Annotated in this window: 14 protein-coding genes; 10 read left to right on the plus strand and 4 right to left on the minus strand. The window is 70.9% G+C overall.

Annotated features, from left to right (window positions below; all coding sequences use genetic code 11):
- Positions 1–471 (minus strand): hypothetical protein (locus tag KME77_RS07950; RefSeq protein WP_219463500.1); only part of this gene is annotated, 471 nt, incomplete at its 3' end.
- Between the two features lie 78 nt (positions 472–549).
- Positions 550–1,032, minus strand: coding sequence for a GNAT family N-acetyltransferase (locus tag KME77_RS07955; protein WP_219463501.1), 483 nt, complete (start codon positions 1,030–1,032; stop codon positions 550–552).
- Positions 1,033–1,283: 251 nt separating this feature from the next.
- Here KME77_RS07955 and KME77_RS07960 point away from each other — a divergent pair, with 251 nt between their 5' ends.
- From KME77_RS07960 to KME77_RS07995, 8 genes are all read left to right on the plus strand, one after another.
- Complete coding sequence (locus KME77_RS07960) at positions 1,284–1,730, plus strand: DUF6197 family protein (protein ID WP_219463502.1); 447 nt, start codon at positions 1,284–1,286, stop codon at positions 1,728–1,730.
- Positions 1,731–1,905: 175 nt separating this feature from the next.
- On the plus strand, positions 1,906–2,148 hold the full coding sequence (locus tag KME77_RS07965) for a hypothetical protein (protein WP_219463503.1): 243 nt from the start codon (positions 1,906–1,908) through the stop codon (positions 2,146–2,148).
- 678 nt (positions 2,149–2,826) lie between these two features.
- Positions 2,827–2,982 carry a hypothetical protein gene (locus KME77_RS07970; protein ID WP_219463504.1) on the plus strand — a complete coding sequence of 52 codons (156 nt, stop codon included), beginning with the start codon at positions 2,827–2,829 and terminating at the stop codon, positions 2,980–2,982.
- Between the two features lie 107 nt (positions 2,983–3,089).
- Positions 3,090–5,063, plus strand: coding sequence for a PatA/PatG family cyanobactin maturation protease (locus KME77_RS07975; RefSeq protein WP_308250608.1), 1,974 nt, complete (start codon positions 3,090–3,092; stop codon positions 5,061–5,063).
- 14 nt (positions 5,064–5,077) lie between these two features.
- Complete coding sequence (locus KME77_RS07980; RefSeq protein ID WP_219463506.1) at positions 5,078–5,281, plus strand: cyanobactin biosynthesis system PatB/AcyB/McaB family protein; 204 nt, start codon at positions 5,078–5,080, stop codon at positions 5,279–5,281.
- A 13-nt stretch (positions 5,282–5,294) separates the two neighbouring features.
- Positions 5,295–7,061 carry a cyanobactin maturation protease PatG family protein gene (locus KME77_RS07985; protein WP_219463507.1) on the plus strand — a complete coding sequence of 589 codons (1,767 nt, stop codon included), beginning with the start codon at positions 5,295–5,297 and terminating at the stop codon, positions 7,059–7,061.
- Positions 7,058–7,903: an SAM-dependent methyltransferase gene (locus KME77_RS07990; protein WP_219463510.1), complete on the plus strand. Its 846-nt coding sequence runs from the start codon at positions 7,058–7,060 to the stop codon at positions 7,901–7,903. The genes KME77_RS07985 and KME77_RS07990 overlap by 4 nt, the downstream gene beginning before the upstream one ends.
- A 60-nt stretch (positions 7,904–7,963) precedes the next feature.
- Positions 7,964–8,218, plus strand: a complete 255-nt coding sequence (locus KME77_RS07995; RefSeq protein ID WP_219463512.1) for a hypothetical protein — start codon at positions 7,964–7,966, stop codon at positions 8,216–8,218.
- Here the strand turns inward: KME77_RS07995 and KME77_RS08000 are convergent.
- Positions 8,215–8,649 (minus strand): MarR family winged helix-turn-helix transcriptional regulator, encoded by a 435-nt coding sequence (locus KME77_RS08000; protein WP_246609403.1) that lies wholly within the window; start codon positions 8,647–8,649, stop codon positions 8,215–8,217. The genes KME77_RS07995 and KME77_RS08000 overlap by 4 nt on opposite strands.
- 83 nt (positions 8,650–8,732) lie before the next feature.
- Between KME77_RS08000 and KME77_RS08005 the strand changes: the two genes are divergently transcribed.
- A complete protein-coding gene (locus KME77_RS08005) occupies positions 8,733–9,146 on the plus strand; it encodes an organic hydroperoxide resistance protein (protein WP_219463515.1) in 414 nt (137 codons plus the stop codon).
- Positions 9,147–9,241: 95 nt separating this feature from the next.
- On the opposite strand, the gene KME77_RS08010 is transcribed toward KME77_RS08005, so the two are convergent.
- A complete protein-coding gene (locus tag KME77_RS08010) occupies positions 9,242–9,841 on the minus strand; it encodes a TetR/AcrR family transcriptional regulator (RefSeq protein ID WP_219463517.1) in 600 nt (199 codons plus the stop codon).
- An 86-nt stretch (positions 9,842–9,927) separates the two neighbouring features.
- Here KME77_RS08010 and KME77_RS08015 point away from each other — a divergent pair.
- Positions 9,928–10,465 (plus strand): class I SAM-dependent methyltransferase (locus KME77_RS08015; protein WP_219463519.1); only part of this gene is annotated, 538 nt, incomplete at its 3' end.

Below are 10,465 nucleotides of genomic sequence, written 5' to 3' on the forward strand. Positions count from 1 at the left end.
CCCGACGCCACCCCCCGGGACCGGCTCGGCGCCCGCCATGGCCCGGCCGCACACCGAGCAGTCGTCGGCGACGACCGCGAAGAAGTCCAGGAACGGCTGGTCGAACCCGTGGTGCGCGGCGATCGTCAGCCCGCCCGCCGCGCGGTCGAGCAGCTGCACGTTGCCCTTGTCGCCGCAGGTGAGTTCGAGCGCGGCCCGCAGCCCCGCGACGATCACGCCGCTGCGGTCGGCGTAGTCGAGGGAGGGCAGCAGGAACCGTCCCACCGCGCCGGCGTCCTTGCCGGCGGCCCGGACGCGCTCCAGCTGTTCGTGCGCCTCGGCCTGTCTGGCCTGCAACCGGAGCCAGCTCGTCTCGGCGTCCCTGCGGCGTTCCTCGGCGCGCTCCCGCGCCGCGCGTCCCTGCGCGATCAGGCGCTCGGCCCGCCCGTGGTCGTTCGCGCCGTCCACGCCCATGTATGCGCCCATGTCCACGTCGTCAGTGTCGCCCCGCCTTCGCCCGTGTGCCAGTGGCCCGGACGAGGCGGCCGGGCGACGACCTCCGCCCAGGAGTCAGAGCTTGAGCCGCATCGCCGGGTCGGACGTGCGCGCGAAGCCCAGCGACAGGTACAGCGGCTCCGCCTCGGCGGAGGCACGCAGGTCGACGACCTTGATCCCGCGCTCCCGGTACCAGTCGAGCAGCGCCGTCACGCACGCGCGGCTGTATCCTCGCCTGCGCTGTCCGGGATCGGTCGCGACGCTGAACACGTACCCCATCTCACCGCTGTGGTTGCCGGGGCCGCCCAGCCGGAGGTCGATGGTGCCGACCGCGCACGCGGCCAGCCTTCCCGGCTCGCCGGTCGAGTCCACGACGAACGCGGCCATCGTCGGGTCCGGCTCGTCGAGCCGTCGCCTGAGCGTCTTCTCCACCGCCTCCCGCCAGCCGTTGGCGGGCAGCTCCTCGCCGCCGTTCATGGAGGTCAGCAGCACACCTCGGAGCCGGGCCAGCTCCGCGGCGTCCGCCGCCGTCGCCCTTCTCGCCTCGCTCACCGTCATCGGGAAGATCCTAGTTCGCCCGCCTTGTACGCGTTCAGATCGGCCCCGCTGGGCAGATCGGCTCCAACGGGCGGATCGGCTCCAACGGGCGGAAAGGCCCCGACGGGTGGATCGGCCCCGACCGGCCAGTGCTTGACGGGCCGGGCCAAGAGCTTGCCGACGATGATGGCGCAGGACCAGGACGATGGAGGCCGCTCCACCGCCGCCTGCTGGGCGGTGGCGCTGAACGAGCTCACGGAAGGCGGCAGCGGATGATCGGCATGCCCGAGGGAGCCGTGCTGGAGCGGGCGGCGGACACCCTCGAAGTCAACGGCTGGATCCGCCACTTCTGCTACGGCCGGGACCAGGTATTCCCCTTGGACGTCACGTTTGCGAGCGAAGCCGCCCGCAAGGAAGCATGCAGGTTATGCCCGCTGGGCGCCGTCGCGGTCGCCTGCGACCTGGAGCCGGACGTCTGGCAAGAGGAGACCCGGGACCGCAACGACCGGCGTTTCCAGGCCGCCGAGGATGCGGCCTGGCGCCTCATCAACTACCTGGAGCAGCATCAACTCGTCGCCCCTGGAGACAGCAGCTCTGATGCGATCGTTCACGGCATCGGCGAGTGGGCGGCCGCGGGAGATCATCTCGGCATCGCCCGGCCGCTGGAGAACATCGTCAAGACGATGCGGACGGCAGCACGCTGGGAGGCGGCAGCGTGAAAGCCGTCACCGTGTGGCATCTCTGGGCCCAAGCCATAGCCGCGAACCTCAAGCCCGTCGAGAACCGCACCCGCGCCACCCAGCGCCGCGGCGAAATCGCCATCCATGCAGGAGAACACCAGGACGGGCCGGGGCCTGGGACCTCCGCGTCATCGAGACTCTCAACGGAGACCAGATGGCCGGCCCGGTCGAGCCCGGCGAGCGGTTCGTGTTCGGCGCCATCATCGCCGTCGCCAACCTCGTGGGCGTGGTCCGGGACGCGGCATCGCCTCGGGCGGAACCAGGACAGGTGCACTGGCTGCTGGCCGACGTACGCCCGCTCGATGAGCCGGTGCCGTGCCGGGGATGGCAGAACATGTGGGAAACACCGCCCGAGGTGGAGGTCGCGGTGCTCGACCAGCTCAGGCGTGCCGCATGACCGGCGGACAGCGGCTCGCCCGACTGGAGCGGTTTCGGGTCTGCGCGGATGCTGGAGGCTGGGTATTACGGCGCTCGTCTTGACTGGCGGCTGCCTGGCAACCTGCTGGTCATATACGCAAGGTCCGCGCTGGAGAGCTGGGTGACGCCGCCGCTGGTGATGAGCCTACGGACAGGCGCGTACTCCTTGATCATCCGATAGGCGGCAGCACGGGGCACACTTCGAGTGAAAGAGGGATGCGCTCGGGACAGGGGCAAACATGCCCCGGCCCGCCAACAGGTATCGCGAGCCGCCTCGCCACGCCTTACGGTCAGCGTCGGACAGGTGAGGCATCTGCTTTCTCTTGCTGCCGTTTGCTAGCGCGCCGGGGCGGCAGATGGAGCGGCCCCATCGTCCGGAAAGCTTGTTTCCGTTGCTCAATCCTCCGGCCCGGTCGCGCACTGCGGGGACCGTTCGCCGGTGGCGTCCGGTGCGGCCCGGATCGCCTGGTGTGAGGGTCGCCATACTTAATTAACGGCGCCAGGAATGTCAAGAGGGCGCCGCTCTTGTTGACCCTACCCCGGTCAGTCTCGGAGAGTAGCTATACAGCTACTTACAGTGATTATTGCTGGTGGAGATACTCGGAGAGGCAATTCCCGATGGCGGGACAGCCCCGCCACCAGCAGTGGAGGTCAGCACATGTCAACGAATCTGATGGACTCCCTCGCCCCGGTCCTGTCCGTCCCCGTCACCCGTGCTCTGGCAGCGTGCGCCGCCGACGGTACGGCCGAGGTGGGCCAGTCGTACATCGGCCAGGTCAACGGCCTGATTTTCGCCGGAGACGACCAGGAGTAACCACCCGGTCCGGGCGGGTGCCGGCAGCTCGGCGGTAAAGCGCCGGGGGCCGGCACCCCTGCCCGGCCGCGTCCTGAGCCTCACATCAGGAGGTCAGCTTGTGTGAAGTGCCGGAGATCGCCGGACTGGCCGCCTTGTGGCGGCTGACCCGGGGTGATGAGCGTGTACGGGTGGCGGTCCTCGACGGTGCGGTGGACCACGATCACGCCACGCTGCGCGAAGCGGACCTGAGCGTGGCCGGCGAGTTCCTGCCCGAGGGCGCGTCGCACGACGGGGTCGGGGCCAAGGCGGCCCACGGCACGGCCGTGGCGAGCGTGCTGTTCGGGCGTGGCCGGATCCCAGGGGTCGCGCCCGCGAGCGCCGGGGTGCTCGTCCCAGTCTTTTCCGACCGGCGGCCCACCTCGCAGCTGGATCTGGCGCGCGGCATCGAGACCGCTGTGGACGCGGGCGCTCATGTGATCAATATCAGCGGAGGGCAGCTCACCGCCCCAGAGGCGGCCGACGACCTGCTGGTCCGCGCCGTGCGACGCTGCCAAGACGAGAACGTGCTGATCGTCGCGGCGGCCGGCAACGACGGCTGCTTCTGTGATCACGTTCCGGCCACGCTGCCTGGCGTGCTGGCAGTGGGCGCGCTGGATGACGCGGGTCGGCCGCTGGCGATGAGCAACTGGGGACCGGGCAGCCAGCGGCAGGGAGTGCTGGCCCCAGGCGAGAACATCACGGTGGCCGTGCCCGGCGGAGGCACCACCCGGCGAAGCGGTACCAGCCTGGCCACGCCCATCGTGGCCGGTGTCGCCGCGCTGCTGCTCAGCCTGCAGGCGCAGGCCGGCCGGCGACCCGATCCGCATGCGGTCGCCGACCTCCTGCTCACCAGCGCCGATCGCTGCGACCTGGGCGAACCGGCGGCTTGTACACGTTTCCTGATCGGAAAACTGAACATTACGAAAGCGGTCAACGTCATGAGGAACGACATCGCCCCCACCGACGCCCCCCCTGCGGAGGCCATCACCGACAGCGTGTCCGTCGCCACGGACACCCCGAGCCAGGCGGACGCCATGATCCTTTCCGCTGTGCCCGCCCTGGCGCCCGCCGCGTCGGTGAGCCCGTCCTCGGCCGCCTGCCAATGTCCCGATACGCCTGCCGCCGCGCCCTCCCCGGCCGCCGCGGTGGCCGTGAGCACCGATGCGGGCGCGGTCGTGCCGTCGGCCGACGCCGGCTGCTCCGGGCAGAGCCTGGGCAAGGTGTTCGCGCTGGGCAGCCTGGCCTACGACTTCGGCACCGAGGCCCGCCGCGACACCTTCAAGCAACTCATGCCGCCGGTCGACGCCGACGGCACCAGCGTGCCGGCCAACCCGTACGACCCCCGGCAGATGGTGGACTACCTGCGCGCCAACCCGTCCGAGGCGCGCCCGCTGATCTGGACGCTGAACCTGGACCTGACGCCGATCTACGCCATCGAGCCGGTCGGCGGCTACGGGCCCGGCATCTACGAGCGGCTGACCGAGTTCCTGGAGCGGCAGCTCAGGAGCGAGGACGACGCGGAGTTCCTCGACCGGATCTCGGTGCCCGGCCAGGTGAGCGGCCGCACCGCCAAGCTGTTCAACGGCCAGCACGTCCCGGTGGTGGAGGTCGAGCTCACCCGCGGCCTGTACGGCTGGTCGGTCACCAGCCTGGCCCGCGCGGTCACCGACTGCGGAGTGCCGGAGCACAACCAGCACAACCAGGCCGGCGAGCCGGACCGGCTGCGCGACGCCGTCGCCGACTTCCTTCAGCGCATTTACTACGACCTGCGAAACTTCGGTACCGCCTCACGCGACCGGGCGCTGAACTTCGCCGCCACCAACGCCGTACAGGCCCGCCAGACCCTGGCCGAAGCGCTCGGACGCGGCATGGCGTTGCAGAACATCGATGTGGAGAAGAGCCCCTACGGGCGGCCGGACAGCGACACCTGGGACGTCAAGCTGCGCTTCTTCGACCCCGACAACAGCCGGCGCGCCAAGCGCGTCTACCGCTTCAGCGTCGATGTCAAGGACGTCATGCCGGTGACTGTGGGCGAGGTCCGCTCCTGGCCGGAAGCCTGAAGGAAGGCCCGCTGATGAGCTTCCCCATACAAGCGCCGCCGGTGCGCCGCCCCACCCTGGTGATCCCGCACACTACTGTCGGCATCCAGGGCGACAGCCCCCGTGACGAGGTCCGCAGACGGGCGCTGCTGTGGTACGGCGCCAACTACAACGACCCCGCCGCCTTCTCCATGTCCACCTACCAGGAGCTGCGCGTCAGCGCCGCCCCGAAGGCCTGACCCGGTGTCCGGCATGGCCGGCCCTTCCTCCTCGGCGGGCGCGCTGTCGCCCGCCGAGGCGATAGGCGCCCAGGAGCTGCGACAGCGCACCAATGGCGGCCGCGGCGTCACCATCGGCGTGCTGGAGGGGCCACCGCAGCTGTCTCATCCGTGCCTGGCCGGCGCTGACATCACCGTGATCGAACCGTGGTGGCTGCCGCCGACCCTACCGATCGACATCACCGTCGATCACGGCACTTATGTCGCCAGCGTGCTGTTCGGGCAACCCGGCACGGCGGTCGAGGGACTCACGCCCGCCGCCCGGGGCGTGTTCGTCGCCACCTCGCGCGACGAGGCCACGCTGCTCGATCCGCTCAACGTGGCTCGCGGAATCGAGACTCTTCTGGAGCACGGCGCGGACGTCATCCTGGTCTGCGTGGCGCACCCCACCATCTCCGACGATGTGGCCTGGCCAGTCAAACGCGCGATCGAGGCCGCCGCGGCAGCGGGCGTGCTGGTCGTGGCCGGGGCCGGCAACGACGAGGGCCGATGCCGCAACGCCCTGGCCGTGCTGCCTCAAGTCCTGGTCGTCGGCGCGCATCGTAACGACGGCGTGATGTTCAAGTTCAGCAACTGGGGAACGGCCTATCGCGGGCACGGCATCGTCGCGCCCGGCGACGCCGTGCTCGGTGCCACTCCCGACGGCGGCACCGCTCCCCACAAGGGCACCAGCATCTCGATCGCGCTGATGGCCGGAGTCGCGGCCCTGCTCATCAGCGCCCGGCAGCAGGCCGGACTGGGCAAGGACCCGCTGGCGGTGGGCCAGGCCCTGCTGAGGACCGCCCGGCCGTGCGGTCCCTCCGACAGCCACGGCCGGCCCGAACGTTGCTTGGACGGCAAACTCGACCTGCCCGCCGCCACCAGCCGGGCGCTCACCGGCGGCCAGGTCCTGCCCTCCGCCGCCCGGCCGCCGGACCCGCGGCCGAGCCGGCAACCGGTGTACGCGCTGGGCGCGCTCGGCTACGACTTCGGCACCGAGGCCCGCCGCGACACCTTCAAGCAACTCATGCCTCCCGTACGGGCCGGCGTGCCGGCCAACCCGTACGACCCCCGCCAGATGATCGGTTATCTGCACCAGCAGCCGTCCGAGGCGCACGCGCTGATCTGGACGCTGAACCTCGACCTGACCCCTGTCTACGCCGTCGAGCCGGTGGGCGGCTACGCACCCGAGGTGCACACTCTGCTGGTTCAGTTCCTCGCCCGGCAGCTCGCCCCCATGAGCGAGGACGGCTTCGCCGAAAGGATCTCGGTGCCGGGCATGCCGGCGGGCCGTACAGTGCAACTGCTGTCGGGCCAGGTGCTGCCGGTCCTCGAGATCACCGGCAGCCGCGGCCTGTACGCCTGGTCGGTGCCGGCCTTGGCCCGCGCCCTCGGCAGGCCGGGCGGCCCGCATGGCGACGCCCTGCAGGACGCAGTCGCCGACTTCCTCCAGCGCGTCTACCACGACCTGCGCAACCTCGGTTCCACGCCGCGCGAGCGGGCGCTGAACTTCGCCGCCACCAACGCCGTCCAGGCCCGCGACGTCCTGGCCGAAGCGCTGCAGGACGGCATGGCCCTGCACGACATCGAGGTCAGTGAAAGCCCGTACGGCCGCTTCGGCAGCGATGTCTGCGACGTCAGGCTGCGCTTCTTCGACCCCCGAAACAGCCGGCGCGCCAAGCGCGTCTACCGCTACACCATCGACGTCACCGACGTCATGCCCGTCACCATCAGCCCCACCCGTACCTGGATCGAGGCGTGAGGACCACGATGACCACCGACCCGCAGCCCACCCTCCCCTTCCCGACCACCGCCGTCACGGTTCCGTGGGACCTGCGCGTGCCCGAGGCCGACATCTACCTCGTCGGGTTCGGCATGCAACTGCCCAACGACTTCACCCTGGAAATGCTGGCCGTTCTCAAGCGGTGTACCCGCGTCTTCGCCGTCCCGCCCATCCACGCCCCCGACTTCGGCCTGCCCCCGATGGAGGACCTCAGCCGGCTGTACGGGCCCGCCAAGGACCGGCGCCTCACCTACCGGGAATGGACCGGCCTCATCCTCGACGCGGCCGCGACCGCCCCTCCCGTCGCCTTCGCCACCTACGGCAGCGTCATGTGCGGCGCCTCCACCCCGCACCAGATCCTGCAGCAGGCACCCGGACGCGGCCTCAGCGTGCACGTCACCAAGACCGTGTCCTGCTTCGACGGCATCTGGGCCGACCTGAACATGGATCCCTTCTACGGCCTGTCCGTCTGGGAGGCCTCCGTCTTCCTCGACCTGGCCATCACCCCGGACACCAAGGCCAACCTCCTGCTGCCGCAGGCGCCGGTTCTCGGCATCAGCCAGGGACCCGACCTCGCCACCGGCACCATCGCGGGCAGCTCCACCATCACCCAGTTGCGTGACCACCTGCTGGGCTTCTATCCGCCTGAGCACCCGGTGTACTTCATCCACACCGCCTCGGGCACCAGCACGGGCACCGAGATCGAGACCATGCCGCTGGTCAAACTCGACCACCCCGGCATGCAGTCGCACAGCACCCTGCTCGTCCCGCGCCTGAACGCCCCCGCACACCTGGACTACAGACCCGTACCCGCGAGCTGACTGACCGGGCAACCTCGGGGACGCCCCCGGTATCCCCTCAATGCCCAAGTTCCAGGATTCATGAAAGGCGGCACCCGGCATCCCCGTCACGTACGGCGATGCCGAGGGCGCCGTGATGCGGCGCGACGCCGAACACGCCGTACGACACCACCCCGGCACGAATATGAGATCGCCGCCTACCACCTCGGGCTGTTCGACCTGCACGCCGCCGAAGAGGGCACCGTCGACTGCCACAACGACGACGGCAGCCGCGAGCTCGTCCCGCTCGCCACCTGGGCCCACTGCGACAACGGCAACCTGTACGAGTCCATTTAAGAGGCGGCCTCGGTGAGGGCGCGCGTCATCCGGCCGAGCGTGCCGCGCAGCTCGACCAGCTCCTCCAGCTCCAGCCCGGTCGCCTTCAGGATGCGTGCCGGCACCCGCGAGGCCGGCTCGCGCAGCGCGTCGCCCTCCCCGGTGAGCCGCACCACCACCGACCGCTCGTCGGCCACACTGCGCTCACGCCGTACGAACCCGGCCGCCTCCAGCCGCTTGAGCAGCGGCGACAGCGTGCCCGAGTCCAGCCGGAGCGCCGCGCCCAGCTCCTTGACCGTCACCTGCTCCCGCTCCCACAGCACCAGCATCACCAGGTACTGCGGATAGGTCAGCCCCAGATCCGTCAGCTCGCGCCGGTAGACGCCGTCGAGCGCCCGGGAGGTGGCGTGCACGGCGAAGCAGATCTGGGTGTCCAGCAGCAGCGGGTTCATGAGCACCAGCATACCCGAGGTTGACAGCGGGCAATTGAGTTGTGCACAATCAAATGGAACGCAACCGAACTAGGGAGCCTGACATGAGCGCGCTCTACACCGCCATCGCCACCGCCAACGGCCGCGAGGGCCGCGCCGTCACCAACGACGGCCTGCTGGACGTGACGCTCGCCCCGCCGAAGGAGCTCGGCGGCACGGGCGCGGGCACCAACCCGGAGCAGCTGTTCGCCGCGGGTTACGCCGCCTGCTTCGCCAGCGCGCTCGGCCTGGTCGCCAAGCGCATGGAGCGGGACGTGTCGCAGGCGTCGGTCACCGCCGAGGTCGGCCTCGGCTCGAACGGCCAGGGCGGCTTCGCCCTGTCCGTCACCCTTCGCGTGGAGCTGCCCGACGAGCTTCAGGGCGAGAGCGGGCGCGCGCTGGTGGAGGCCGCGCACCAGGTCTGCCCCTACTCCAACGCCACCCGCGGCAACATCCCGGTCGAGCTCGTCGTCGAGTAGCGGCCCTACGACCGAACGACGGCCGTCCAGGCGACGGGAGGCCGGCCGGTCAAGCACGTGCCGGTCAAAGGGTCGGCCGGTCAAGCACCCGCCGGTCAGGCCAGGGCGCCGCGCAGCGCCGTGGCGACCAGGCGTTCCGCGTACGCTCGATCGACGGGCTCGCCGGTGATCAGCACGCGGTAGTACAGCGCCCCCGCCAGCTGTTCGAGCAGCACGGCGGGGTCGAGGTCGGCGCGCAGCGCCCCCCGCTCGCGGGCCCCCTCGATCAGCCGGCAGGCCAGCGCGTTGCGGCGCGCGTACATCTCCCGCCCCAGCTCCCCGACGTCGTCGTGCCGGGCGCCGGCGGCCACCAGCTCGGCCACCGTCCCGGCCGAGCGGCCGGGGTCCCCGCCGGCCGTCCGCATGCGGTCGAGCCCGGCGGCGATCTTCTCCATGTAGTCGACCAGGTCGCGCTCGATGTCGCCGGTGTCGGTGATCTCGTCGTGGTCCTGCAGCCGCCGCACCACGGCCAGGGCCAGGTGGTCCTTGGTGGGCCAGCGCCGGTACAGCGTCGTCTTGGCGATCCCGGCCCGCTCGGCCACCTCGTCGGTCGACAGCCCGCCGTACCCGCGCTCCAGCAGCAGCTCGGTGGCCAGCCGCAGCACCTCGGCGTCGACCTCGGCCTTGCGCGGGCGCCCGCGCCGCGTCTCCGTCATGCCTCACCCTTTCCGCTACCCGCGTAGCGTATAGGGTCCCGGTAATCCGATGGCGTACGCGGCGGACGCCTGGCTAGCCTGACGCGATGATCCACCAGAACCCGCTGGCCTACCTGCTCGGACTCGAAGGCGTCGCGCTGCTGCGCTCCTTCAACGGTGTGTACGACCGCGCGTTCGCCGACGCCCGTATCGCCGAGATCCGCAGCCTGCTGGACGACGAGTCGCTGGCGGACGCGGGCGTGGAGGCCGAATGGCTGGACACGGTCGAGGGCTACCAGGTCTGGGCGCGCACGTACGACGGGCCCAACTCGACGTTCGCCTTCGACGAGCCCCTCATCGGCGAGATCGTCGGCCCGCTGCCCGCCGGCCTCGCCCTGGACGCGGCGTGCGGGACCGGCCGGATGTCGGCGTTCCTGGCCGGGCGCGGCCACCGCGTCATCGGCGTGGACAGCTCGCCCGACATGCTCGCCAGGGCGCGCGAACGGGTGCCACCGGGCGACTTCCGCCAGGGCGACCTGCACCGGCTGCCGGTGCCGGACGACGCCGTCGACCTGGTCGTCTGCTGCCTGGCGCTGACGCACGTACGCGAGCTCGGGCCGGTGGGGGCCGAGTTCGCCAGGGTGC

Origin of the sequence: Nonomuraea rhizosphaerae, from assembly GCF_019396405.1 — a bacterium.
Classification (GTDB): domain Bacteria; phylum Actinomycetota; class Actinomycetes; order Streptosporangiales; family Streptosporangiaceae; genus Nonomuraea; species Nonomuraea rhizosphaerae.

Coding starts and splice junctions, on each gene's coding strand:
- KME77_RS07955 (WP_219463501.1), bottom strand. CDS start 1,032: ATGACGGTGAGCGAGGCGAGAAGGGCGACGGCGGCGGACGCCGCGGAG.
- KME77_RS07960 (WP_219463502.1), top strand. CDS start 1,284: ATGATCGGCATGCCCGAGGGAGCCGTGCTGGAGCGGGCGGCGGACACC.
- KME77_RS07965 (WP_219463503.1), top strand. CDS start 1,906: ATGGCCGGCCCGGTCGAGCCCGGCGAGCGGTTCGTGTTCGGCGCCATC.
- KME77_RS07970 (WP_219463504.1), top strand. CDS start 2,827: ATGTCAACGAATCTGATGGACTCCCTCGCCCCGGTCCTGTCCGTCCCC.
- KME77_RS07980 (WP_219463506.1), top strand. CDS start 5,078: ATGAGCTTCCCCATACAAGCGCCGCCGGTGCGCCGCCCCACCCTGGTG.
- KME77_RS07985 (WP_219463507.1), top strand. CDS start 5,295: ATGGCCGGCCCTTCCTCCTCGGCGGGCGCGCTGTCGCCCGCCGAGGCG.
- KME77_RS07995 (WP_219463512.1), top strand. CDS start 7,964: ATGAAAGGCGGCACCCGGCATCCCCGTCACGTACGGCGATGCCGAGGG.
- KME77_RS08000 (WP_246609403.1), bottom strand. CDS start 8,649: ATGAACCCGCTGCTGCTGGACACCCAGATCTGCTTCGCCGTGCACGCC.
- KME77_RS08005 (WP_219463515.1), top strand. CDS start 8,733: ATGAGCGCGCTCTACACCGCCATCGCCACCGCCAACGGCCGCGAGGGC.
- KME77_RS08010 (WP_219463517.1), bottom strand. CDS start 9,841: ATGACGGAGACGCGGCGCGGGCGCCCGCGCAAGGCCGAGGTCGACGCC.